General features: G+C 69.0%; 24 protein-coding genes. 7 read left to right on the top strand and 17 right to left on the bottom strand.

Annotated elements, in window-relative coordinates; genetic code table 11:
* Together nadB and AC1VNM_RS00915 are read right to left on the bottom strand one after the other, a co-directional pair.
* Window positions 1-1,614 (bottom strand): L-aspartate oxidase, encoded by a 1,614-nt coding sequence (gene nadB / locus AC1VNM_RS00920; protein WP_483105545.1) that lies wholly within the window; start codon window positions 1,612-1,614, stop codon window positions 1-3.
* Window positions 1,615-1,660: 46 nt separating this feature from the next.
* Entirely contained in the window at window positions 1,661-2,641 is a 981-nt protein-coding gene (locus AC1VNM_RS00915; RefSeq protein ID WP_483105544.1) for a GlxA family transcriptional regulator, read from the bottom strand.
* 136 nt (window positions 2,642-2,777) lie between these two features.
* Between AC1VNM_RS00915 and AC1VNM_RS00910 the strand changes: the two genes are divergently transcribed.
* From AC1VNM_RS00910 to AC1VNM_RS00885, 6 genes are read left to right on the top strand one after another with little or no spacing between them, the layout of a single operon-like run.
* A complete protein-coding gene (locus AC1VNM_RS00910; RefSeq protein WP_483105543.1) occupies window positions 2,778-3,347 on the top strand; it encodes a GNAT family N-acetyltransferase in 570 nt (189 codons plus the stop codon).
* A 19-nt stretch (window positions 3,348-3,366) separates the two neighbouring features.
* Entirely contained in the window at window positions 3,367-4,107 is a 741-nt protein-coding gene (locus AC1VNM_RS00905; protein ID WP_483105542.1) for an iron-containing redox enzyme family protein, read from the top strand.
* The gene (locus AC1VNM_RS00900) at window positions 4,104-4,904 is read left to right on the top strand and encodes an MFS transporter (protein ID WP_483105541.1); all 801 of its coding nucleotides are present in this window, start codon (window positions 4,104-4,106) and stop codon (window positions 4,902-4,904) included. Before AC1VNM_RS00905 ends, AC1VNM_RS00900 begins: the two co-directional genes overlap by 4 nt.
* Window positions 4,841-5,383, top strand: coding sequence for an MFS transporter (locus AC1VNM_RS00895; RefSeq protein ID WP_483105540.1), 543 nt, complete (start codon window positions 4,841-4,843; stop codon window positions 5,381-5,383). The genes AC1VNM_RS00900 and AC1VNM_RS00895 overlap by 64 nt, the downstream gene beginning before the upstream one ends.
* 56 nt (window positions 5,384-5,439) lie before the next feature.
* The gene (locus AC1VNM_RS00890) at window positions 5,440-6,660 is read left to right on the top strand and encodes an aminotransferase class V-fold PLP-dependent enzyme (protein WP_483105539.1); all 1,221 of its coding nucleotides are present in this window, start codon (window positions 5,440-5,442) and stop codon (window positions 6,658-6,660) included.
* 9 nt (window positions 6,661-6,669) lie between these two features.
* Window positions 6,670-6,888, top strand: a complete 219-nt coding sequence (locus AC1VNM_RS00885) for a hypothetical protein (protein WP_377156576.1) — start codon at window positions 6,670-6,672, stop codon at window positions 6,886-6,888.
* A 56-nt stretch (window positions 6,889-6,944) separates the two neighbouring features.
* Here the strand turns inward: AC1VNM_RS00885 and AC1VNM_RS00880 are convergent, their stop codons facing one another.
* The 3 genes from AC1VNM_RS00880 to AC1VNM_RS00870 all read right to left on the bottom strand — a co-directional run bounded on the left by AC1VNM_RS00880 (window position 6,945) and on the right by AC1VNM_RS00870 (window position 9,177).
* Complete coding sequence (locus AC1VNM_RS00880) at window positions 6,945-7,319, bottom strand: response regulator (protein WP_331617228.1); 375 nt, start codon at window positions 7,317-7,319, stop codon at window positions 6,945-6,947.
* Between the two features lie 143 nt (window positions 7,320-7,462).
* The gene (locus AC1VNM_RS00875) at window positions 7,463-7,630 is read right to left on the bottom strand and encodes a hypothetical protein (RefSeq protein ID WP_377156579.1); all 168 of its coding nucleotides are present in this window, start codon (window positions 7,628-7,630) and stop codon (window positions 7,463-7,465) included.
* A gap of 128 nt (window positions 7,631-7,758) precedes the next feature.
* The gene (locus AC1VNM_RS00870; RefSeq protein ID WP_483105538.1) at window positions 7,759-9,177 is read right to left on the bottom strand and encodes an aldehyde dehydrogenase family protein; all 1,419 of its coding nucleotides are present in this window, start codon (window positions 9,175-9,177) and stop codon (window positions 7,759-7,761) included.
* A 129-nt stretch (window positions 9,178-9,306) separates the two neighbouring features.
* On the opposite strand from AC1VNM_RS00870, the gene AC1VNM_RS00865 reads away from it, so the two are divergent.
* Window positions 9,307-10,218 carry a LysR family transcriptional regulator gene (locus AC1VNM_RS00865; RefSeq protein WP_483105537.1) on the top strand — a complete coding sequence of 304 codons (912 nt, stop codon included), beginning with the start codon at window positions 9,307-9,309 and terminating at the stop codon, window positions 10,216-10,218.
* Here the strand turns inward: AC1VNM_RS00865 and AC1VNM_RS00860 are convergent.
* The 12 genes from AC1VNM_RS00860 to AC1VNM_RS00805 form a co-directional block, all read right to left on the bottom strand.
* Window positions 10,209-13,145, bottom strand: coding sequence for a hypothetical protein (locus AC1VNM_RS00860; RefSeq protein ID WP_483105536.1), 2,937 nt, complete (start codon window positions 13,143-13,145; stop codon window positions 10,209-10,211). The two genes, AC1VNM_RS00865 and AC1VNM_RS00860, sit on opposite strands and share 10 nt — an antisense overlap.
* 128 nt (window positions 13,146-13,273) lie before the next feature.
* Window positions 13,274-15,325: a phenylacetic acid degradation bifunctional protein PaaZ gene (gene paaZ, locus AC1VNM_RS00855; protein WP_483105535.1), complete on the bottom strand. Its 2,052-nt coding sequence runs from the start codon at window positions 15,323-15,325 to the stop codon at window positions 13,274-13,276.
* A 151-nt stretch (window positions 15,326-15,476) separates the two neighbouring features.
* Entirely contained in the window at window positions 15,477-16,640 is a 1,164-nt protein-coding gene (locus tag AC1VNM_RS00850) for an ABC transporter substrate-binding protein (RefSeq protein ID WP_483105534.1), read from the bottom strand.
* A gap of 117 nt (window positions 16,641-16,757) precedes the next feature.
* Window positions 16,758-17,420: a TetR/AcrR family transcriptional regulator gene (locus tag AC1VNM_RS00845; protein WP_297530878.1), complete on the bottom strand. Its 663-nt coding sequence runs from the start codon at window positions 17,418-17,420 to the stop codon at window positions 16,758-16,760.
* A gap of 21 nt (window positions 17,421-17,441) precedes the next feature.
* The gene (gene paaE / locus AC1VNM_RS00840; protein WP_483105533.1) at window positions 17,442-18,521 is read right to left on the bottom strand and encodes a 1,2-phenylacetyl-CoA epoxidase subunit PaaE; all 1,080 of its coding nucleotides are present in this window, start codon (window positions 18,519-18,521) and stop codon (window positions 17,442-17,444) included.
* A 54-nt stretch (window positions 18,522-18,575) separates the two neighbouring features.
* Window positions 18,576-19,166 (bottom strand): 1,2-phenylacetyl-CoA epoxidase subunit PaaD, encoded by a 591-nt coding sequence (gene paaD / locus AC1VNM_RS00835; RefSeq protein WP_483105532.1) that lies wholly within the window; start codon window positions 19,164-19,166, stop codon window positions 18,576-18,578.
* Window positions 19,167-19,200: 34 nt separating this feature from the next.
* Window positions 19,201-19,974: a 1,2-phenylacetyl-CoA epoxidase subunit PaaC gene (gene paaC, locus AC1VNM_RS00830; protein WP_483105531.1), complete on the bottom strand. Its 774-nt coding sequence runs from the start codon at window positions 19,972-19,974 to the stop codon at window positions 19,201-19,203.
* A gap of 10 nt (window positions 19,975-19,984) precedes the next feature.
* Window positions 19,985-20,290, bottom strand: a complete 306-nt coding sequence (paaB, locus tag AC1VNM_RS00825) for a 1,2-phenylacetyl-CoA epoxidase subunit PaaB (protein ID WP_377156593.1) — start codon at window positions 20,288-20,290, stop codon at window positions 19,985-19,987.
* Window positions 20,291-20,363: 73 nt separating this feature from the next.
* The gene (paaA, locus tag AC1VNM_RS00820; protein WP_483105530.1) at window positions 20,364-21,365 is read right to left on the bottom strand and encodes a 1,2-phenylacetyl-CoA epoxidase subunit PaaA; all 1,002 of its coding nucleotides are present in this window, start codon (window positions 21,363-21,365) and stop codon (window positions 20,364-20,366) included.
* A 78-nt stretch (window positions 21,366-21,443) separates the two neighbouring features.
* Window positions 21,444-22,754: a phenylacetate--CoA ligase PaaK gene (gene paaK, locus AC1VNM_RS00815; protein ID WP_483105529.1), complete on the bottom strand. Its 1,311-nt coding sequence runs from the start codon at window positions 22,752-22,754 to the stop codon at window positions 21,444-21,446.
* A 45-nt stretch (window positions 22,755-22,799) separates the two neighbouring features.
* Window positions 22,800-23,267, bottom strand: coding sequence for a hydroxyphenylacetyl-CoA thioesterase PaaI (gene paaI, locus AC1VNM_RS00810; protein WP_483105528.1), 468 nt, complete (start codon window positions 23,265-23,267; stop codon window positions 22,800-22,802).
* Complete coding sequence (locus AC1VNM_RS00805; protein ID WP_377156600.1) at window positions 23,267-24,130, bottom strand: enoyl-CoA hydratase-related protein; 864 nt, start codon at window positions 24,128-24,130, stop codon at window positions 23,267-23,269. Before AC1VNM_RS00805 ends, paaI begins: the two co-directional genes overlap by 1 nt.
* Between the last annotated feature and the right edge of the window lie 26 nt (window positions 24,131-24,156).

The following is a 24,156-nucleotide window of genomic DNA, read 5'->3' as shown; positions in this document are numbered from 1 at the left end:
TCAGCGCGTATTGCCGTTGCGCACCAGCACCGTCGGCAAGCTCGCCGGCAGCGTGCGCGGGTAGTCGCGGCTGTAGTGCAGCCCGCGGCTTTCGTGCCGCAGCAGCGCCGAACGCACGATGAGTTCCGCGCAATCGACCAGGTTGCGCAACTCCAGCAGGTCGCGGCTGACGCGGAAGTTGGCGTAGTAGTCGTCGATCTCCGCGCGCAGCAGGTCGATGCGATGCAAGGCGCGCTCCAGACGCTTGGTCGTGCGCACGATGCCGACGTAGTTCCACATCAGCGAACGCAGCTCGTCCCAGTTGTGGGCGATGACGACCTGCTCGTCCGCGTCCTCGACCTGGCTTTCGTCCCAGGCCGGCAGCGGCGCCGGAGGGAGCACCTCCTGCGCCAGGATGTCGGACGCACAGCCCTGGCCGAGCACGACGCATTCCAGCAGCGAGTTGCTCGCCAGCCGGTTGGCGCCGTGCAGGCCGGTGTGGGCGGTCTCGCCGACCGCGTAGAGGCCGGGCAGGTCGGCGCGGCCCTGCAGGTCGGACACCACGCCCCCGCAGGTGAAGTGCACCGCCGGCACCACCGGGATCGGCTGGCGCGCGATGTCGATGCCCAGCGCGAGGCAACGCGCATGGACGGTCGGGAAGTGTTCCTTCAGGAAGTCCTCGCCCAGGTGCGTGGCGTCGAGCCACACGTGGTCGAGGCCGTGTTTCTTCATCTCGAAGTCGATCGCGCGGGCGACCACGTCGCGCGGTGCGAGTTCGAGCCGCTCATCGTGCGCGGCCATGAAGCGCGTCCCGTCCGGCAGCTTCAGGTGACCGCCCTCCCCGCGCAGCGCCTCGGTGATCAGGAAGCTGCGTTCCTGCGGGTGGTACAGGCAGGTCGGGTGGAACTGGATGAACTCCATGTTGGCGATGCGGCAGCCCGCGCGCCACGCCATCGCGATGCCGTCGCCGGTGGAGGTGTCCGGATTGGTCGTGTAGCGGTAGACCTTGCCGGCGCCGCCGGTGGCCATCACCACGGCGCGCGCCGCGATCGCGTCGACGCGCTGGGCGTCCATGTCGAGCGCGTAGATGCCGTAGCAGCGGGACGGCTCGTCGCGCTGCACATGCCGCGAGGTGATCAGGTCCAGCGCCATCCAGCGCTGGCGCAGCTCGATGTTGGGATGGGCCTTCGCCTTGGCCAGCAGCGCATCGTGGATGGCCTTGCCGGTGGCGTCGGCGGCGTGGGCGATGCGGCGCACCGCGTGCCCGCCCTCGCGGGTCAGGTGCAGCCCGAGCGGCCCCTGCTCATCGAGCGTGAACGGCACGCCCTGCTCGACCAGCCAGCCGACGGCATCGGCGCTGCGTTCGGCGATGTAGCGGGCGGTGGCCTCGTCGACCAGACCGGCGCCGGCTTCCTGCGTGTCGCGGACGTGGCTCTCGATGCTGTCGTCCGAGCCGAGCACCCCGACGATCCCGCCCTGCGCCCAGGCGGTGGCGGCCTCGTTGAGTTCGCGCTTGGCCAGCACGATCACCGGCACGCGGTCGGCGAGGTGAAGCGCCACGGTCAATCCGGCCAGGCCGGCACCCACGATCACCACCGGCGCCAGCGCGGCGTCGGTCCGAACAGCTGCTGTCATCGTCATCGCCCGGTCATCGGGGCGTCATCGCTTGGGAGTGGGGATTCTAAGCATCGGACCGTGGCGCGCCCCCGCCGCGTCGAAGCAGCGAGGGCGGCAGGCGCTCGTGCTTGTTCCAGTTCGCGCGGAAGGCCTGCACGCTGCCGTAGCCGCAGGTGGCCGCGATGTTCTCCAGCGACAGCCGTGAACTGGTCATCAGCCGGCGGGCCAGGTCCATGCGCAGCGCGATCTGGTACTGCTTGATGCTGACGCCGGTCTCGGCGAGGAACAGCCGGGCCAGATGGCGTTCGCTCAGGCCGGCCTGAGCGGCCAGTTCGTCGATCGTGACGCGACCACCCAGTTGTGTCGCGATCGCATCCTGGACCGCATGGATGCGCTGGTTGCCGTGGGCGCGGTAACGCGTCGCGGCGGACAGTTCGGGGTCGGCGCCGAAGCGGCGGAAGTTCACCACGTTCTCGCGCGCGACCTGGATGGCGACGTCCTCGCCGAAGGCCTGCGCCACCAGGTGCAGCGCCAGGTCGATGCCGGAGGTGACCCCGGCGGACGTGAGCAGGTCCCCGTCCTCGACGAACACGCGGTTCTCGAGCACCGTCGTCTTCGGACTGGCCGCGCGCAGTCGGGCGATGAAGCGGTGATGCGTGGTGCACAGGCGGCCGTCGAGCAGGCCGGCATCGGCCAGCAGGAAGGTGCCGGTGCAGACGCCGCAGATCCGCAGCCCGTCCGGCCGGTCGCGGCCCAGTTGCGCCAGCCAGTCCACGGCCTTGCGCCAGGCCGACGAGCGCATCAGCGCCGGCGTCAGTTTGCTGCCGACGATGAACAGCACCGAGTCCGGCGGCAGGGTGTGCGGCAGCGGGCGGATGTCGGTCAACGTCAGCGGCTGGAAGGCGCCGACCGAGACCTCCGGCCCGATGCAACGCACATCGACCGTGCCGGCGCCGATCTCGCCGATCGAATGGATGACTTGCAGCGGGCCCGCCAGGTCCAGCACATGCGCCGACGGGATCATCAGGAAGTGGACGCTCTTCATCGCCGAAAAAGTTCCTCAGGACTTATCCCCTCCCATCATGGCCGGTTTCTTGCCGTTCTGAGCGCGTTTGTTGCCGCGTCGGCCGCGGAGGCGTCGCTAATCTGCCCCTCCCGATCAATCGCGAAGGAGACCGCCCGTGAAGTCAGAGCCATCGTTCATTGCCCGTTACGACTGGATCGATCGGATCGACGATCGACTCGCCGGGCAGCTTGTCGAGCTCGTCAACAGCACCGTGGCCGACGGCGGCATGCTGGGCTTCGAGCGGACGCTGACGCCGCATCAGGAAGTCCAGTTTGTTGCCGCCCTGCGCGTGGGCATCGCCTCGGGCCGGACCCACCTGTTGATGGGACGCGTCGACGCGCGACCGGCCTTCATGGCGCTGCTGCATCTCAACGGCATGGCCACCTGCCGTCACCGCGCGGAACTGGCCAAGGGCGTGGTGCACCCGGACTTCCGCGGCCTGCGCTTCGTGCAGCTCGCGCTGCGCGAGATCACGCGCCGCGCCGAACAGCTGGGCGTCGAGCAGCTGGTGCTCGACGTGCGCGAGAACACCCGCGCCCACCACCTCTGGCAGTTCTTCGGCTTCGAGACCTATGGCGTCCTGGAGGACTACGCCCGCGTCGGCGACGCGGTCCATCGGGGCCATTTCATGGCGCAGGCGGTGCAGGCATTGCGCCGCCGCGTCGATGCCCCCGCCGCCCTTTGATCCCGCACAGGAGTCCCCCATGCCGCAATCCAAGGCCGCCTTCAAGGAACAGCTGCGATCGCTGCTGCACAGCCATCTGACGATGGCGCATCCCCTCTTCGACCGCCTGATGAATCCTGACGGGAAGGACATCGTGCTGCTGCGCCAGGTGGCGCTGCAGGGCTATCAGCTGACGAAGCATTTCCTGGGCTACGTCGAGCACCTGTTCTTCCACTGCCCGCTGCCGACGTTCAAGCGCGCGCTGCTGATCAACCTGTACGAGGAGGAAACCGGCCGGCTCTCCAGGACCGACAACCACGTGGTGCTGATGCAGAACTTCCTCCGTGCGCTGGGCATCGGCGATGAGGAGCGCGACGCCGCGCGCCCGCTGCCCGCGACGCAGGACCTGATCGACTACCGGCTGTACGCGGTGCGGGGCCGCGGCAGCTATCACATCGCCGCCGCCGCGGTGATGATCGCCAGCGAAGGTCAGAACCTGGAGCTCAAGGCCGGCGAGGCGCGCCACGAACTGCTGGGCAAGGTCTACGTATTGACGGAGGAGGACCTGTTGTTCTTCTCCGTCCACCAGGCCGAGGATGTCGGCCATGTCGAACAGGGCTTGAACCTGGTCGCCGAGCTGTGCGACACCGACCGGCTGCAGCAGGAAGCGCTGCACGCGGTCGATCACACCTGCCGCCTGTTCTACACGATGTACGACGGCATGTACCGCGCCTACTGCCTTCCGGCCACGCGCCGCGGCGTCCCGGGGCTGGTCGCATGAAGCCGGCAACGCCTTCCCGGCCGCTGGTCCACGCCCTCGTGGCGGTGGGCTTCCTGGTGATGTTCTTCTCCACCAGCATCAAGAGCCTCTACCAGGTCTACTTCGCCGACCTGGCGACCCACTTCGGGCGCGGCCGTTCCGACTTCGCCTGGTCGGGCGCCGTGTTCATGCTGGTCACCGGGCTGGCATCGCCGCTGGTGGGGTGGCTGAGCGATCGCCACGGGCCGTTGCGCACCGTGGTGATCGGCTGTCTGGCCGCCGGTGTCGCGCTCGCGGGTACCAGTCTGTTCGACCGGTCGCTCCCGGTCTTCGTCCTCGGCTACGGGCTGTTCGCGGCCTTCGGCCTGGCGGCCATGACCTATGTGCCGATGGGCGTGCTGGTCGATCGCCTCTTCGAGCAGAAGAAATCCGGTCTGGCCTTCGCGGTGGTCACCAATGGCACCTCGATCAGCTTCATCGTGCTGTCGCCGTTCTGGCTGTGGCTGGCGCCGAAGGCGACGTGGGAGACCACCTTCCTGCTGACGGGCGCTTTCCTCGCGCTGCCGCTCGCCGGTCTGGCGTGGTTCGCCGCGGCGAAGTCGAAGGCGGCCGGCCTGGATGCCGCCGACGCCGCTTCCGAAGCGGACGAGTCGACGGTGACGGCGAAGGCACCTCCCCCCGCGCCTGGTCCCTGCTGCGGCGCGACAGCGGCTTCCATGCGCTGGCGATCGGCTTCATGGGCTGCGGCGCGAGCATGGCCTTCATCGATGTCCACCTGGTCGCGTTCTGGCAGGACCATTCGACGCCGCGCGCGCTGATGGGCGTCAGCCTGAGTCTGCTCGGCGTGCTGGAGCTGATCAGCGGCTTGCTGACCGGCTGGCTGGCGATGCGGCTGCCCAAGCGCACGCTGCTGGGCGCGTTCTACGTGCTGCGGTCCTGCGCCGTGCTGCTCCTGCTCGGAGCGTCGGAAGACCTTCGCACGCTGGGCTTCGCCGTCGTGTTCGGCGCGACCTACCTGGGCACGGTGGTGCTGACGTCGATGTTCTGCCTGGCGCGCTACGGCGCGGCGATCAAGGGACGGGCCTTCGGCTACCTGTTCCTGGCGCACCAGTTCGGCGGCTTCGCCTCGGTGCAGCTGGGCGCGCTCAGCCATGACCTGTGGGGCAGCTACCAGCCCTACATCGTCGGGTTGGCAGGCCTGACGGCACTGGGCGGTGTGACGAGCTGGCTGTTCCTGCGCGATCCGGACGTCGACACCGCCCCGCCTCCGGGACTGCAAGCCCGGCCCTCCGCCTGACACGTCGCCGTCCGTCGGCCACGGCCCCACCGAAACGCCTTCGAGAGGAAGCTGCCTTGGATCACCAATCCTTCACCAACGCCGTCCGCACCGGCCAGTTCCAGGACCTCAGCGACGCGCACTGCGAACCGGTCGCCATCACCTCGGCCTATGTCTTCGCCTCGGCGGCGGACGCGGCGCGCAAGTTCAGCGGCGCAGCCGCGGGCAACGTGTACTCGCGCTTCTCCAACCCGACCGTGCAGGCGCTCGAGCGACGCATCGCGGCGATGGAGCGCGCGGAGGCGGCGGTCGCCTTCTCGTCGGGCATGGCGGCGATCGTGGCCATGGCGCAGGCGTGGGTGGCGACCGGCAGGAACATCGTCTGTTCCCGCGATGTCTTCGGCACGACCCTCATGGCCTTCCGCCATCACTTCGGCAGACTGGGCGTCGACGTGCGCGTCGTCGACCTGACCGACCTGGCGCAATGGGACGCCGCGATCGACGATCGCACCGCCTTCGCGTTCATGGAGACGCCGTCCAACCCGCTGCAGAACGTGGGAGACATCGAGGCCATCTCCCTGCTCGCCCATGCGCGCGGCGCGCTGCTGGCGGTGGACAACTCGCTGCTCACGCCGTACCAGCAGAACCCCTTGCGCCTGGGCGCCGACATCGTCATCCATTCCGCGGGCAAGTACATGGACGGTCACGGCCGCGTGGTGGCGGGTGTCGCGGTCGGTGCCGAGCGGCTGATGGCCGACCTGCGCGGCGTGCTGCGCGTGACCGGCGCCTCGTTGGGCGCGATGGACGCGTGGCTGCTGCTCAAGAGCCTGGAGACCTTGCATCTGCGCATGGCGGCGATCTCCGCCAACGCGATGCAGCTGGCGCGCTGGCTGAAGGCGTCCCCGAAAGTCGCCGCCGTGGTCTACACCGGCCTGGCGACGCACCCGCAGCATGCGCTGGCGGCGGCGCAGCAATCGGGCTTCGGCGGCGTGGTGGGTTTCCGCGTCCCGAGGGGCCGCGAGGGCGCATGGTCGGTGGTGGATGCGCTGCGGCTGATCTCCATCGCCACCAGCATCGGGGACACGCGCAGCATGATCACCCATCCCGCCTCGACCACGCACGGCAGGCTGTCGGTGGCGGAGCGCCGGCAGTCCGGTATCGGCGAGGACCTGCTGCGGCTGTCGGTCGGCCTGGAGAACGTGTCCGACCTGATGTCGGACCTGGATCTCGCGATGGCCGGGCTGCCCGATCACGAACCGGCCGGTGGGACGCTGCAAGGTGTCGCGGCGCTGGGCTGAACGGTCATCATGGACACCGCCCTGCACGCGCTGTTGACCGCGCTCTTCATGCTTGGCGTCGGCGCGCCCTTCCTCATCTCGGCATGCCGCCCGCTGCCGCGGTCGGCGCGGGCGCTGCGCGTGGGCCTGGGCGTGCTGGTCATGGGGGCGTCGCTGGCGTCGGACCCCTTGTCCGTCGCGCTGCTGCACGTCGACGGCCTGATGGCCATGGCCGGCTGCGGCCCCTGAGCGGCGCCATCCCCGCGATGGCCCCTTCGACGCGACAGTCGCGAGCGCCGCGCGCCTCAGAACAGCGGCTTCTCGCCGGCCAGCACGCGCAGGTCGTCGAGCAGCTGCAGCTGCTCATGCGCCTTGTCGTAGAAGCCGTCGGCGCCGTGCTTCTCGCACAGCGAGCGGTAGAAGTCGGGGTCGCGGCTGCTGAGCACCCACAGCTTGCCGGTGTAGCCGCCGGCGCGTGCGCGCCGCAGCACATGCATGCCGGAGCCGACCTGCAGGTTCAGGTCGAGCAGCACCACATCGGGTTTGAGCACCGAGATCGCCTGCACGGCGTCTTCCTCGCTGTCCGCGTAGCCCACCACTTCCACGAAATCGAGTCCCTCGAACAATCGCAGGAACTGCTCGCGAACAAACTCGGAATCCTCGACGAGCAAGACGCGCATGCCCTTCCCTTCCTCTCACTGAATCGTTCGTCACATTTTGGCGCGGCACCGATTCACACGCGGCCGTCAGGGGCGTCGACTTAGCAACGGAGCGTAAAACCGGCGCCTGTGGCGTGCGCTCCTCGCGCCGGCTTCAGGGGCGCTCAGACGACCGCGGCGATCGCCGTGCAGACGCCGCCCAGACCGGCGGCGGAAGCGAGGAAGGTGACGTCTCGCCGCTCACTGCCGCCCTTCCACGCCATCAGTGCGACCAGGGCCAGGGTGCCGGTGAACAACAGACCGGCGATGACGGGAGTAGTGAGGAAGTCCAAGGCAGTTCGAAGTGGGGTCAACAGAGGCCTCAGTGTGGGCGGCCCGCGCACGCGGCTCAAGGTCGAACTTCCTTGCCCGCCATTCGGCTTTGCCGATCCCGCGAAGGCCCTCCGCCGTGCCGGCCGCCTCAGGCGGTGGTGATCGTCTTCGGTTCCAGGAAGGCCTCCATGCCCATCCCGCCGAACTCCCGGCCCACGCCCGATTGCTTGACGCCGCCGAACGGCGCCAGCAGGTCCGGCGCGACGCGGTTGATCAGCACCGTGCCCGCCTCCAGTTGTGAGGCCACGCGTCGCGCGCGGTCCGCGTCGGCGGAGAACACGTAAGCCTGCAGCCCATACGGCGAGTCGTTGGCCACCGTGATCGCCTCGTCCTCCGAGTCCACCGGGAGCACGGACAGCACGGGGCCGAAGATCTCCTCGCGCGCGATGTCCATGTCGTTGCGGACATCGACGAAGACCGTCGGCCGCACGAACCAGCCGCGATCGCGTCCGTCCGGCCGCCCCTCTCCGCCAGCGATCAGCGTCGCGCCCTGGTCGAGGCCGCGGCGGATGAAATGCTGGACGCGCTCGTACTGCGCGCGGCTGACCATCGGACCGATCGTCGTCGCCGGATCGCGCGGATCGCCGACGCGCATCGCGGCGACGGCGGACCGGATCCGCTCCACGACCTCAGGCATCCGGGCACGCGGCACCAGCAAGCGTGTGCCGGCCACGCAGGCCTGCCCGCTGTTCATGAAGGCCGCAGCCAGCGCGAGGGGGAGCGCCACATCGAGGTCCGCGTCGTCCAGCAACAGCGAGGCCGACTTGCCGGTCAAGGCCAGGCTCACGCGCTTCATCGTGTCGACGGCGCCACGCGCGATCAGCTTGCCGGTCGGCGTCGAGCCGGTGAACGACAGCTTCGCGACGCCCGGATGCGTGCCGATCTCGGCGCCGACGTCGACACCGCGGCCGGTCACGATGTTGACGACACCCGGCGGCAGGTCCGCCGCGTGGATCGCGCGAGCGACGACATGCGCCTGCCACGGGCTCAGCTCGCTGGGCTTGATCACCGTCGCGCAGCCGGCGGCGATGGCAGCCGCGAGCTTGCTGGCCATCGTGCCGGCGGTGCTGTTCCAGGGCGCGAAGAGCCCGGACACGCCGACCGGCGCCATCACCACGGTCGATGCGCCGACGCGGCGTTCGAACGCGTAGCTCGGCAGCGCCCGCGCCGCGTCGCCGAAGCACTGCGACGCGTAATTGGCGACCCACTGCGCGCGGGCGACGGGACCGCCGTACTCGGTGATCGTCGCTTCCAGGAGGTCCTCGGCATGCGCCAGCATCGCGGCCTGCAGGCGCTCGAGCATCGCGACGCGCTCCGCGACGGAAGTCCGCCCGAAGGCCGGCTGGGCGCGCATCGCGGCTTCGACGGCGCGACGGGCATCGTCGCGATGCGCGAGCCGGGCCTGACCGACCACGGCCTCGGTGGCGGGATCGACGATGTCGACGACCTCGTCGCCGGTCACGGCAACGAAGGCGCCGTCGATGTAGTTCTGGTCGAAGTTCCGCATGGCTTGTCCTTTCGGCATGAACCTCAGCGACACGCCGTGGCTCGATGGGATGACTGTAGGCAGCGGCGTCCATGTCGATAAGCCGTCCAATGATGGACGAGTCATCCCGATTCAAAGAACAATGCAGACATGCAGAAGGACAGCCTGATCGAATTCGAGGTGGTGCTCGCCGTCGCGCGCAGGCAGGGCTTCCGGCCGGCGGCGGTGGAACTGGAGATGTCGACTTCCGCCGTCAGCAACGCCGTTGCGGGGCTGGAGGCGCGAATGGGCGTGCGGCTCTTCCATCGCACGACGCGCAGCGTGTCGCTCACCGAGGCGGGGCGGCGCTTCATCGACCGGGTCGGTCCGGCGGTGGCGCAGATCCAGGAGGCCGTCGCGTCGGCCGACGATCATGCGGGAGCGCCCACCGGCACCTTGCGCCTGAACAGCTCGCTGGGCGCGGCGCAGATGGTGTTCCGGCCGATCCTGGCGGAGTTCCTGCGTCGGCATCCGGGCGTCACGCTGGATGTCGTCACCGAGGGGCGGCTGGTCGACATCGTCGCCGAGGGCTTCGACGCGGGACTGCGGCTCGCGCCGCAGGTGCCGCGCGACATGATCCGCGTGCCGATCGGCCTGCCGCTGCGGATGGCGGTCGTCGGCTCGCCCGACTACTTCGAGCGCCACGGCCTGCCAGCGACGCCCGCGGACCTCGCACGCCATGCCTGCATCCGCGCGCGGATGCCGAGCGGACTGCCGTCCCCGTGGGAATTCGCACGCGCGAAGCGCGGCAGAGCCGCCGCGAGCGAGACGCTCGACGTGCCGGGACCGATGGTGCTCGACTCGCCGCTGCTGATGCTGGAGGCGGCGCGCGCGGGACTGGGGCTCGCGCAGATCGCCGAGTGGTATGTCGCCGACGATCTCGCGACCGGCCGGCTCCGCCGCGTGCTGGACGACTGGGCGGCTCCGCTACCGGCGCTGTGCCTGTATTACGCGGGCCATCGGCACATCCCGGCGACGCTGCGCGCGTTGATCGACTTCATCCACCAGCAGCATCAGCGATGACCGCGCCGGCGAGGGCCGGGATGCCCGCGCCAGCGTCCGGAGCTTGAGTCATCGGCCTCCCCGTGGCGACGGCGCCACTCCTCGGCCACCCGCTCGAGCCGACGCCTGGCGTCGACGAACGCCGCTCGCGGCGACTGCGCCGCATCCGCATTGACCGCCAACCCGCCTTCCTGCCGCCGGGCTCGCACCAGCAACCGACCGACCGAGTTCCACACCAGCCTTTCAGACGGACCGCGGCTGTGCTCCAGCGTGTCCGACGCCCACGCCATCCAGGGAATCATCAACAGGGGATCGGGGTGGTCCAGCTTGCCGATGGCGGTCAGAGCCGCCGACGCCGGCGTGAAGAACGCCGGACCGGACCGCAAGTGACGAAGGAAGCGGGCGAGTTCCTCCTGCAGGTCCGGCGCTCCCGTCTTGGACATCCATGAGATCAGCGCCGTGCGAACCGTGTGCTCGTCCGGATGACGGGAGAGCCAGGCACGGAGGATCTGCAGGCGCCGCCGGGTCGACGCCTCGTCCGCATACTTCAGCAGCCAGGTGATCAAGGCCGACTGGGCGCTCCGGTCGAGTCCCTCGTCGAGGCTGTGCCAGAGCCGCTCGACGCCGGCCGCCAACAGCGCTTGGTCGTTCCGGACCAGCCTGCCGACGAACGAGATGGCCCGACCGGCGGCGATCGAGAAGTCGGCCTGAGCGATGACGCGGGCCAGGCGGTCCCGACCGCCTTCGGCCGCCTGGTCGCCGTCCACGATCCACAACGCCAGTTGCGCCAGCCAGCTCTGCGAGTCCAGCGCCGCGGCCCGCTTCGACAGCGCCTGCCGCAAGGACGCGGGCACCTTGATGCCCCCCTGGTGACATTGCATGACCAGGCTGAACAGGTTGCGCGTCTCCAACTTCCCTTCGGGCGCCTCGGCCCAAGCCGTGGCGATCGCCACCATCAGTTCGTCGAAGGCCGGCATGCGGCCGTCCGGATCCTGGGCGGCATACAGGCGCAGCGTGGCCAGTGCGATGCCCAGCAGCCGGGCGCTGCCGGCCGCCTCGACAGACGCCGTCGCGATCAGGCGTTCCATCTCGCCCGTCTTCACGGGTCGATGGCGCCAGGCCATGTCGGCGACCCGCGCATGCATGGAAGCCACGCCCGACCAGGCCCGCCCGAGCTTGTGGTCGAGCTCGTGCATCTGGAAGATGTGCCATCCCTGCGCGCTGACCAGATGCGAGAGCCTCTCGCCGGCGGCGTGCCCGGACTCGGTGGCGAGCGGGAGAAAAGCCTCCAGCAGCAGCAGCGGACAGACCGCGTAGGCGCGATGGAAGTAGGCGACCAGCGTGAATGCCGCGATCTCCCAGGACAAGTCCTTGAAGGTCGCGCGGGCGGGCGGCTTGCGTCCATCGTTGAGCGTTTTCCAGATGCCCTTGACGATCGAGTCGAAGGGCTTGCCGGCCTGCGCCACCATGGCCAGGATCAGCAGGTCCTCCTCGGTCTTCATCAACCAGTCGCGATGCCCCGGATAGATCTCGGCCAGCGCGAGACGCTCGCGATCGTCCGGCCGCGCGACCCCGTGCCGCGGCAGCTCGTCGATGTTCTCGAGAAGATGCTCGCTGTTCTCCAGCAGCAGGTCGGGCGTCGCGGCGAGAACGACCAGGGCAAGCGGCCGCTTGCCCAGCTCCTTGAGGATGCGCGGCCATCCGCTGTTGGCGCCGAACGGATCGTCCAGCAGCAGGAGCACTGGCCGATGGTCTCCGGTCACCGCGCGCACCGAGTCGACGATGCGGTTGCCAGCGCTGGTCTCCTGGTCCTGCATGAAGCGCCCGTCGAGCACCACGCAGGCGCCGTCCAGCGCGAGCAGCGTGGCAACGCGCAGGGCCAGGGTGCTCTTGCCCGTGCCCGGTGCGCCCACCAGCCACTGCACACGCAACTGGCCCTCCCGGCGCAGGCTCAGCGCCAGCGCCTGCCCCAGACGCGCGACCAGGCCGGGCGTATCGCTGCGTTCGAAGAAGCCGTTGAAATCCTCGCCGCCGGCGACGACGTCGCCCCAGTCGGCGCGCCGAGCCACGAACCAGGGGCGGAACTGGTCCTGTCGGAGCTTGCGGAGCCGCGTGCGATCGACCAGATCCAGTCCGCACTCCAGTCCGATCGCGCGCGCCGTGAACGGAAACAGGCGATCGGAGACGTGATGCGTCAGCAGTTGCTGAGGTTCCTGTTGGCACCAGTTGATCGTTCCGTCGGGACTGCGGTCGGACACGGGCATCACCGACAACAGCGCCCGCAGCGCCTGAAGCACGCCATCGAGGGCGCCGGGGGCGGGGTCCAGGCCCAGGCCGCCCGCCGCCAGCTCCTTCATCGCCTCCTGCTCGGCGTAACGCCGATCCGCCGCCGCATCGACCGCCTCGTTGGGCATGTACAGCACGGCGGTCGCCGACCACAGTTCGTCGAAGAGCGCCTCGGGACCATGCGTGATCGCTGCCGCTTGCCAATGCGCTCGATCGGAGCTCTCCGTCGGTGGCGTGAGCACCGTCCTGAGGAAGTGCACCCGCGCGGCGTCCCGTGCCGACCCGGGCAGTTCGCCCGACCGGATCGCATGCACCTTGTAGGCAAGGTCCGGGGTGACCAGCCGGAGCTGGAGCAAGGCCCGCTTGTGCGGCGCGATCCACAGCCATTTCGGCGCGAAGGCCAGCAGCAACTCCGCCAGCTTGCCAGCGGTCGCCCAGTGGTCGCCGACCTTGCATTGCCACAGGACGATCCGGCCATCACGGTCGATCTCGTCGATGTCCTCGGCCCACTCGTAGCGCAGCCGCACAGGCACGTGCCCATCCACCGGAGACACGGCCCGGCCCAGGACCATCGCGGCCAGGCGAAGCACCGCGAAGGCCCGCTGGTACTCGAACCCGTTGAGCGCGATCCGGCCGCCGCGCGTTCCCTTGAGCTGGCTCAATCGCGCTTCGTCGATCGGGAACGTTTCCAGGCCTGACAATGCCGCCTCCCCAGGTGGTCGCGAGGCAGTCTAGTCTTCCGCGTCCAGGCTGTCCCCGTGCGATCGGGGGGCGGCGGCCCCGCGCGAGGTCAGGCGCTCTTCTTCGCGACCAAGGTCAGGATGTCATAGCTCGCCACGAGCTCACCACGCTGGTTGGTGACCTGCACGTCCCAGGCGACCACCCCTTGCGGCGGCTGGTCGGGGCGATTGCCGCGGTCGATGCGGCGCTTGCAGGTGAGGCGCGCCTGGATGGTGTCGCCGATGGCCACGGGGTTCACGAAGCGCAGCGTGTCGAGGCCGTAGTTGGCGAGGACCGGTCCCGGCGCGGGCGACACGAACAGGCCCGCCGCCGCCGACAGCACGAAGTAGCCGTGCGCGATGCGCTGGCCGAATTGCGTGTCCTTGGCCGCGACCTCGTCGAAGTGCATGTAGAAGAAGTCGCCGCTGATGCCGCCGAAGTTGACGATGTCCGCCTCGGACACCGTGCGGCGATGCGTCAGCAGCGAGTCGCCGACCTGGATCTCTTCGAAGTACTTGCGGAAGGGGTGGATCGCGTCCTCGGTGACCTTGCCGCCGCGCACGTACTCGCCGGTGATGGCCGTGAGCATCGTCGGCGAGGCCTGCACCGCGCAGCGTTGCAGGTAGTGCTTGACGGCGCGGATGCCGCCAAGTTCCTCGCCGCCGCCGGCGCGGCCCGGGCCGCCGTGCTTGAGCATCGGCAGCGGCGAGCCGTGGCCGGTCGACTCGCCGGCCGCGTCGCGGTCCAGCACCAGCAGTCGGCCGTGGAAGGCGGCCGCGTGATAGACGGCCTGCGCGGCCAGCGCGGGCGTCTTCGTGACCACCGATCCCACCAGGCTGCCTCGGCCCTTGGCGGCGAGCGCCAGCGCTTCGTCGAAGTCGTTGTAGCTCATCAACGTCGACACCGGCCCGAAGGCCTCGACGTTGTGGACCGCCTCGTTGTTCATCGCGTCGCGGCACAGCAGCAGCGTCGGCGCGAAGAAGGCACCGTCGCCGACGCCCTCGCCCACCGGCGCGAAGCCGTCGCGCTCGCCGTAGACGACCTCGTTGCCCTGCGCGAGCTGCGCCAGGCGCTCGGCCACGTCGGCCTGCTGCGCCTTGGACGCCAGCGCGCCCATGCGCACGCCCTCGATGGCCGGATCGCCGATCTTGATCTTCGCGAGCCGCTCGCGCAGCGCCGCGGCCACCGCGTCGATCTGCGCGGCCGGCACGATCGCGCGGCGGATGGCCGTGCACTTCTGGCCGGCCTTGGCGCTCATCTCCCGCATCACTTCCTTGACGAAGAGATCGAATTCGGGATCCCCGGGCACCACGTCCGGGGCCAGGATCGCGCAGTTGAGGCTGTCCGCCTCGGCGTTGAACGGCACCGAGCGGCGGATCAGGTTCGGATTGACGCGCAGCTGCGCCGCGGTGTCCGCCGAGCCGGTGAAGGTGACGACGTCCGTCTCCTCCAACCGGTCCAGCAGATCGCCGGAACTGCCGATGACCAGCTGCAACGCGCCGGCCGGCAGCAGGCCGGACTGTTCGATCAGGCGCACGCAGGCCTCGGCGACATAGCTGGTCGCGGTGGCCGGCTTGACGATGCAGGGCATGCCGGCGAGGAAGCTCGGTGCGAACTTCTCCAGCATCCCCCACATCGGGAAGTTGAACGCGTTGATGTGCACGGCGACGCCGCGCTTGGGCACCAGCACGTGCGTGCCCATGAACTGCCCGAGCTTGCCCAGCGCCTGGGCCGGGCCTTCATGGACGATGTTGCTCGAGGGCAGCTCGCGGCGGCCCATCGACGCGTAGGCGAAGAGCGTGCCGAAGCCGCCTTCGATGTCGATCCACGAATCGGGCCGCGTCGCGCCGGTGTGCGCGGAGATCGCGTAGAGCGATTCCTTGTGTTCCTGCAGATAGGTCGCCAACGCCTTCAGGATCGCGGCGCGCTGCTGGAAGTCGAGCGCCAGCAGCGCCGGCAGCGCCTGCCGGCGCGCGAAGTGCAGGCTCTCGCCGAAATCGATCTCTTCCGCATGGGTCTGCGTCACCAACCGTCCGTTGACGGCGCTGTGCAGGCCGCGCGCGGCGGTGGCGCCGATCCAGCGACCAGCAATCAAGCTCTGAAGAACGGGGGTAGCGCTCATAGGATTCTCACAACGTCAATCGCAGGATATTTCGCGGACGAGCGGCGTAGCGAGCGGGTCGAGGTTGGGCCTGAGGCGCGCAGCCATACTCCTGTATGGCGAGCACCGCAGGCCCAAGATCGGCCCGCGCAGTAGCCGAGCGTCGGCGAAATTAGGGTTGGTATTTCCAGGTGCCGTTCTCGATCTTGACCATCACGCGCGCGCGCTGGTCCAGACCCAGATGGTCATTGGGCGACATCGTGAACACGCCGTGCGCGGCCGGCAGTTCCTTGACGCCTTCGAGCGCATCGCGCAGCGCCGCGCGGAACTGCGGCGTGCCGGGCTGGGCCTTCTTGATGGCCTCGGGAATCGCCGCCTGCAGCAGCAGTCCCGCATCCCACGCATGGCCACCGAAGGTCGACACGCTGCCCTTGCCGTACGCGCCCTCATAGGTCGTCACGTAGGTCTTGGCGCTTTTCTTGGCCGGATGGTCCGCCGGCAGCTGATCGACGACCAGCACCGGGCCCGACGGCAGGAAGGTGCCCTCGACGTCCTTGCCGCCGACGCGCAGGAAGTCGTTGTTGGCCACGCCGTGGGTCTGGTAGTACTTGCCCTGGTAGCCGCGCTCCTTGAGCGTCTTCTGCGGCAACGCCGCCGGCGTGCCGCTGCCGCCGACCAGCACCGCGTCCGGCTTGGCCGCCATGATCTTCAGCACCTGGCCGGTCACCGAGGTGTCGGTGCGGTTGTAGCGCTCGTTGGCGACGATGCTCAGGCCCTTGCTGGCGGCGACCTTGTTGAACTCGCCGTACCAGCCTTCGCCGTAGGCATCGGCGAAGCCGACGTAGGCCACCGTCTTCACGCCCTGCGCCTGCATGTGGCTGGCGATGGCCAGCGCCATCATGATGTCGTTCTGCGGCGTCTTGAAGACCCACCGCTTCTTCGCGTCCATCGGCTCGACGATGCGCGCCGAGGCCGCCATCGAGATCATCGGCACCTGCGCCTCCGACACCGCGTCGATCATCGCCAGCGAGTTCGGCGTGACCGTCGAGCCGACCACCACGTCGACCTTGTGCTCGGTGATCAGCTTGCGGGTGTTGGCGACCGCCGTCGTCGTGTCCGACGCGTCGTCCAGGATGATGTAGTTGACCTTCTGCCCGGCAATGGTCTTGGGCATCAGCGAGAAGGTGTTCTTCTCGGGAATGCCCAGCGACGCGGCCGGCCCCGTGGCCGACACGGTCACGCCGACGTTGATGTCGGCCCAGGCGCTGCCGCCCGCGCCCATCAGCGCGGCACCCGTCATGGCCATGGCCAGCAGGGTCTTCTCGATGCGTTTCATGTTGTCTCCTTCGGAATGTGTTTTTCAGGAACGCAAGGTCAATGAGGTACTGCTACTGCGATGACTGCAAGCACTGCTTGGATTGCATGTCGGGGGCGATGGTCCTCCGCGAAGCCTTCATGAGACTTGCGGCGCCGCCGGGTCGAGTTCGTTGCGCTCGTGGCGCGCCGAAGGATCGGTGAGTTCGGTGCGGACCGCGCCGAGCCCGCCGAAGAACAGGTCCGCCACCATCGGCGCCACCGCCTCGTAGGTCAGCGCGCCGTCGGGCCGCAGCCAGGTGAAGGTCCAGTTGATCATGCCGAACAGCAGCATGGTCAGCGGCTTGTGCAGGTGGGCGCCGCGCAGTTCCGGCCGCACCGCGGCCACCGCGTCGGCGAAGCGGCCGACCACCTGGCGCTCGACCGCCACCATGCGCTCGCGGTGTTCGTCGTCGAGGAACTTCAGGTCCTCGGTCAGCACGCGGTGCTCGTTCTGCGCCTCGCCGTAGGCCTGCACGAAGCGGTGGATCAGCCCGCGCAGGTGCTCCGGCGGCGGCAGCTGCTGCGCGCTGACCTCGTCGACCAGGTCGACCAGGTGCTGCAGATGGTTCTGGCAGATCTGCGCGAGCAGCTCATGCTTGTCGCGGACGTAGTGGTACAGCGTGGGCTTGCTGACCTCGCAGGCCTCGGCAACCTGGTTCATCGAGGTCGCGGGGTAGCCCTGGTTGGCGAACAGTCGGGCAGCCTGCGCGAGGATCTCCTCGCGGGTGGCATCGAATCCTGGAGCTCGACCTCGGGCCATGGGTGTTGTTTTCCTTGTGAATCAGCGTTCGTCGAACGAGATCACGACGCGCGGCGTCAATGCGTGCGCTTGGCAGCTCAGGATGAATCCCGCCGCCACTTCGTGCTTCTCAAGGGCGAAATTCTTATCCATCCGGACCTCGCCCTCGATCAGCTTGCAACGGCAGGTCGAGCACACGCCGGATTTGCAGGAGAACGGCACGTCCATGCCGGCCCGCGCCGCGGCGTCGAGCAGGCTGGGATCGCTCTTGCGGAACTCGATCTCGCGCGACACGCCGTCGCGGATCACGACGACCTTGGCGGCCTCCGCGTCCTCTTCATGGACCTCGTGCGGCGCCGGGCGGCCGGTCTGCATCTCGGGCGTGCCGAAGCGCTCGATGTGGATGCGTTCCTCGGGCACGCCGGCCGCGCGCAGCGCCGCCTCGGCCTGCTCGTTCATCTCGAACGGGCCGCAGACGAAGACTTGGTCGATGCCGGCCGCGGGGACGGGACCGCTCAGGAAGTCGCTCAGCTTGGCCTGGTCCAGCCGGCCCGCCATCAGCGGCGAATCGACATGCTCGCGCGAGAACACGTGATGCAGCGTCAGCCGCGTCATGTAGCGGTTCTTCAGGTCCTCGAGCTCTTCCTTGAACATCGTCGACGCCGGCCGGCGGTTGCCGTAGATCAGCGTGAAGCGGCTCAGCGGCTCGCGGGCCAGCACGCTCTTCATGATCGACAGGATCGGCGTGATGCCCGATCCGGCCGCGATGCCGACGAAATGCCGACCGACGGCGGGCTCCAGGGGCACGTGGAAACGCCCCTGCGGCGGGAAGACCTGGATCTCGTCGCCGGCCTTCAGGTGCCGGTGGACCCAGGTGGAGAAGGCGCCGCCGTCGACCTGACGGACGCCGACGCGCAGCTCGCCGTCGTCGACACCCGCGCAGATGGAGTACGAGCGGCGCAGGTCCTGGCCGTCGACATCGCCGCGCAGCGTCAAGTACTGGCCTTGCGTGAAGCGGAAGGTCTCGCGCAGCGCCTCGGGCACGTCGAAGCACAGCACGACGGCGTCGTCGGTGTCCTGGTGCTTGGCGCTCAGGCGCAGCGGGTGGAAATGCAGGCTCATGGCGGTGGCTCGGCGTCTTGTGGTCTGCGGGATCTGGGCGATCGGCACCCGGGCTCAGATCGGTTTGAAATGTTCGAACGGCTCGCGGCAGGCGAGGCAGCGGTACAGCGACTTGCACGCGGTCGAGCCGAAGGCGGACAACTGCTCGGTGTGCGCGCTGCCGCAGCGCGGGCAGGCGATGGCCTCGCGGCGGCGGACGATGCGGATGGGCACGCCCTGCCCCGCGTCCACCGGCCCCGGCGGCGCGATGCCGTACTGGCGCAGCTTCTCGCGGCCTTCGTCGGTGATCCAGTCGGTGGTCCAGGCCGGCGCGCGGCGCATCGTCACGGTGACGGTGCCGAAGCGCGCGAGCGCGTCCCGCACGCTCTGCTCGATGACCTCGGTGGCCGGGCAGCCGGAGTAGGTCGGCGTGAGCACGACCTCGACGCCGTCGGCGGTTTCGACCAGGTCGCGCACGATGCCGAGCTCGACCAGCGACACCGCCGGCACCTCGGGATCGAGCACCTGCGACAGCACCTCCCATGCGGCGGACAGGCGTCCGCAGCCGAAGTCCGTCGCGCCGCCATCGGACGACGGCGAGCTCGGTGCGACCGGCGTCAACGACGACAGCCAGTTCAGATGCGACGGTGTCGGGGCGGCGTTCATGGCGTGTTCATCGGTGTTCGCGGCGATCCGGGGATCACCACCCCCCGCCCGGGTAGGTGCGCTGCAGCGACTGCATCGTCGCCAGCATGTGGCCCATGTGCTCGCTGTGGACGCCGCGCACGCCGGTATAAACGTGCGGCGTGTCCTTCGGCCGCGCGAGGCGCGCCTCGGCGAGGACCTCGTCCATCGCCGCGTCCCAGTCGGGCTTCAGCGACGACCAGGCGGGACCCAGGCCGCTGGCCTCGGCCGCGGCATCGATGTCGTCCGATGCGAACAGCTCGTTGACGTAGGGCCACAGCTGCGCAAGCGCGTCCTTCATCCGCTGCGCCGACTCGTCCGTGCCGTCGCCCAGGCGCACCACCCACTCGGCCGCGTGCTGCTGGTGATAGCGGACTTCCTTCACCGCCTTGGCGGCGATGGCGGCGACCTCGGCGTCGCTCGACGCCTGCAGCCGCGTCCACATCGGCATCAGCCAGCAGGCGGCGATCAGGTTGCGGGCCTGCGTGAAGGCGAAGTCGCCGCGCGGCAGCTCCATCATCACCGGGTTCAGGTAGTGGCGTTCCTCGCGCAGGTAGGCGAGCTGGTCCTCGTCGAGCGGCTGCTCGTTGAGCTGGCCGGCGCGCGTCAGCAGCGCGCGCGACTGGCCCAGCAGGTCCAGCGCGATGTTGCCCAGCGCGAGGTCCTCTTCCAGGATCGGCGAGTGGCCGATCCATTCGGAGATGCGGTGCGACAGCACCAGGCAGGCGTCGCCGACGCGCAGCAGGTACTGGACGTCCGCGCGTTGGCCGGGTTGGACGGAAGTGCTCATCGTCCGGTCCTCACATGTGGTCGAGCGATTCGGGCAGGTCGTAGAAGGTCGGGTGGCGGTACACCTTGTCCTCCATCGGATCGAAGTACATCGACTTCTCGCCCGGATCGGACGCGACGATCGCCGACGACGGCACGACCCAGATGCTCACGCCTTCCTGGCGGCGGGTGTAGACGTCGCGGGCCATCTGCAGGGCCATCTTCGCGTCGGGCGCGTGCAGGCTGCCGCAGTGCTTGTGGTCCAGGCCCGCCTTGTTGCGGACGAAAACTTCCCACAGGGGCCATTCGTTGGCGCCGGTCGTTTGGTTGATGCTCATGATTCGGGTGCTCTGAACGGTTCGTGGCGGAGGCGGCGTGATGGCTCTTGCACTGATGCGCGGGGGCGCTCGATCAGGCCGCCTTGGCGTCGGTGGCGCGCTTCTTCGCGTGGGCGAGCGCGGCGTCGCGGACCCAGGCGCCGTCGTCCCAGGCCTTGACGCGGGTGCCCAGGCGTTCGGTGTTGCAGGGGCCGTTGCCGCCGACGACGCGCCAGAACTCGCTCCAGTCGATCGCGCCGAAGTCGTGGTGGTCACGCTCGGCGTTCCACTTCAGATCGGGGTCGGGCAGCGTCACGCCGAGCAGCTCGGCCTGCGGCACCGTCGCGTCGACGAACTTCTGCCGCAGCTCGTCGTTGGTCAGGCGCTTGATGCCCCAACGCATCGACTGCTCGGAGTTCGGCGAATCCTTGTCCGCCGGTCCGAACATCATCAGCGACGGCCACCACCAGCGGTTCACCGCGTCCTGGACCATCGCCTTCTGCGCGGCCGTGCCCTCGCGCATCATCACCAGCAGGCTCTCGTAGCCCTGGCGCTGGTGGAAGGACTCCTCGCGGCAGATGCGGATCATCGCGCGCGCATACGGGCCGTAGGAGCAGCGGCACAGCGGCACCTGGTTCATGATCGCCGCGCCGTCGACCAGCCAGCCGACCACGCCGATGTCGGCCCAGGTCAGCGTCGGGTAGTTGAAGATCGAGCTGTACTTGGCCTTGCCCGTGTGCAGCGCGTCCAGCATCTGGTCGCGGCTGGTGCCCAGCGTCTCGGCGGCGGAGTACAGGTAGAGCCCGTGGCCACCCTCGTCCTGCACCTTGGCCAGCAGGATCGCCTTGCGCTTGAGCGTCGGGGCGCGCGTGATCCAGTTGCCCTCGGGCAGCATGCCGACGATCTCCGAATGCGCATGCTGGCTGATCTGCCGCACCAGCGTCTTGCGGTAGTGCTCCGGCATCCAGTCCTTGGCCTCGATGAAGTCGCCCGCGTCGATGCGGGCCTCGAAGGCCTCGTTGCGCTGCTGCTCTTCAGCAGTCTGCAGCTTGGTCGCCTGGTCCTGCGGACCGACGCTCATGGCTTGCGTGTACATGGATGCTCCTTGCTTCCTGCTTCGAAGCGGCGTCCTTGTGGGACACCGCCGCGTGGCCGTCGGACGCCGTCCGACGGGTTACGAGTTCTTCGGTCGCTGGTCGACAACGCGGCGGGCTTTTCCGACCAGCGTTCTTTCGATTGAATCCGGCGCGCCGACCGTCACCCGGGTCGACACGCCGATCAGCGTCTTGATGCGGTGCTGCAGCGACTTCGACATCGCCGACGCGTCGCCGCCGCCCGCGGCCGACAGCTCGCAACGCACCTCGACCTCGTCGAGGTGGCCGTCGCGGCTGACGACGATCTGGTACTGGCCGGACAGGCCGGGCTCGGCGAGCACCAGTTCCTCGATCTGCGTCGGGAACAGGTTGACGCCGCGGATGATCAGCATGTCGTCGCTGCGGCCGACGATCTTGCCCATGCGCCGCATGCTGCGCGCGGTCGGCGGCAGCAGCCGCGTCAGGTCGCGCGTGCGGTAGCGGATCACCGGCAGCGCCTCCTTGCTCAGCGAGGTGAACACCAGTTCCCCTTCCGAGCCCTCGGGCAGGACCTCGCCGGTTTCGGGGTCGATGATCTCGGGATAGAAGTGGTCCTCCCAGATCACCGGACCGTCCTTGGTCTCGATGCATTCGCTGGCAACACCTGGCCCCATCACCTCGGACAGGCCGTAGATGTCGACCGCGTCGATGCAGGCCTTGTGCTCGATCTCGCGTCGCATCGCCTCGGTCCAGGGCTCGGCGCCGAAGACGCCGGTCTTCAGCGAGGACGCGCGCGGGTCCAGGCCCTGTCGCACGAATTCCTCGACGATCACCTGCATGTAGCTCGGCGTGACCATGATGACGTCGGGCTTGAAGTCCTGGATCAGCTGGACCTGCTTCTCGGTCTGGCCGCCCGACATCGGGATGACGGTGCAGCCCAGCCGCTCGGCGCCGTAGTGCGCGCCCAGGCCGCCGGTGAACAGCCCGTAGCCATAGGCGATGTGCACGATGTCGCCCTTGCGGGTGCCGGCGGCGCGCAGCGATCGCGCGACCAGGTCGGCCCAGGTGTCGATGTCCTTCTGCGTGTAGCCGACGACCGTTGGTTTTCCGGTGGTGCCTGACGACGCGTGCACCCGCACCACCTGCTCGCGCGGCACGGCGAAGAGACCGAACGGGTAGTTGTCGCGCAGGTCCTTCTTCGTCGTGAACGGGAACAGGCGCAGGTCGGTCAGGTCCTTCAGGTCATCCGGATGAACGCCCTTCGCATCGAACGCGGCCTTGTAGTGCGGCACCTGCTCGTAGGCGTGCTTCAGCGACCACTTCAGGCGCTGGAGCTGCAGCGCGCGCAGCTCGTCCTGGCTGGCGCGCTCGATGGGCTCGAGGTCCTCGGGCCGGAAGGTCTTCACCGTCATGGGGTCTGTCTCCTAACCTGTCTCGTCGTTCCGGGGCGGGCGCGCTCAGCGCGCGGTCGCCAGTTCCGGCACCACGGGCTTGCCCTTGATGCGGTAGGAACGTCCGCGGAAGACCGCGATCAGCTCGTCGCGTTGATTGGTGATGCGGATGTCGTAGACGCCGGTGCGCCCGGCCAGCGAGATCTCGGTGGCGCGCGCGCTCAGCACGTCGCCCAGCCGGGACGGCGCGACGATGTCGATCGCGAAGCCCGAGGCGACCGTCACCTCGTTGTGCGAGTTGCAGGCGAAGGCGAAACACGAATCGGCCAGCGTCGTCACGAAGCCGCCGTGGCAGATGTCGAAGCCGTTGAGCATGTCCTCGCGCACCGTCATCGACAGCGTCGCGGTGCCGGGACCGATCGCATCGATGCGCATGCCCAGGCCCTTGGAGGCCCGGTCGTTGGCGAACATGGTGTCGCGGACCGCTTCGGCCACGCGCTGCGCATCCATAAGGGGATCCAGGGTCGCGCTCATCAGCGGTCCTTGAAGGTCGGGGACCGCTTGGTCAGGAACGCGGCGGCGCCTTCGAGATAGTCGTGCGCATAGCCGAGCTGGCTCTGCAGCCGGGCCTCGAGCTTGAGGGCGTCCTCGAACTCCAGGTCCATCGAGGCGTCGAGCGCCTCGCGCGTCTGCACCAGCGCCTTGGTCGGCATCTTCGCGAGCTTCTGCGCGGTGGCCATCGCCTCGCTCTGCAGCTCGGCATCGGCGACGCAGCGCGCGATCAGGCCCCAGGCCTGCGCGTCGGCGGCGGGCAGCTTGTCGCCGAGCAGCGCCAGCTGCATCGCGCGAGCGCGGCCCACGAGGCGCGTCAGCAGCCAGGTGCCGCCGCAGTCGGGCACCAGCCCGATCTTGGAGAAGGCCTGGATGAAGGACGCCGACTGGCCCGCCAGCACGAGGTCGCAGCCGAGCGCGAAGTTTGCGCCGGCGCCCGCGGCCACGCCGTTGACCGCGCAGATGGTCGGCACCGGCATGCTGCGCAGGCGCAGCGCGAGCGGGATGTAGTAGTGGTCGAGCAGGTTGCCGATGTCCTTGGCCTTGGGCTTCTTGTGGGCATCGACCTCGCCGGAGTGCTCGTCGAACTCCGGCTTGATGTGGGGATCCGACAGGTCCTGGCCCGCGCAGAACGCGCGGCCGGCACCGGTGATGAGCACCGCCCGCACGGTCTCGTCGTGCGCCGCCTCGTCGAGCGCGATCCGCAACTGGCCGAGCAGGCCGGTCGTGAATGCGTTCAGCGCCTGCGGCCGGTTCAGCGTGAGGACGCGCACGGCGCCCTCGGTGCTGATCAGCAGCGGACTGTCTTCGGCAGCGGTGGATGGGGTCGTGTTGGCGGTGCTCATTCGGCTTGTCTCCTCGGCCGTCGATG

This window comes from Mitsuaria sp. MSU3D, assembly GCF_056867975.1.
The sequence above is the reverse complement of the archived record's forward strand: the minus strand, read 5'-3'. Positions and strand labels throughout refer to the sequence as shown.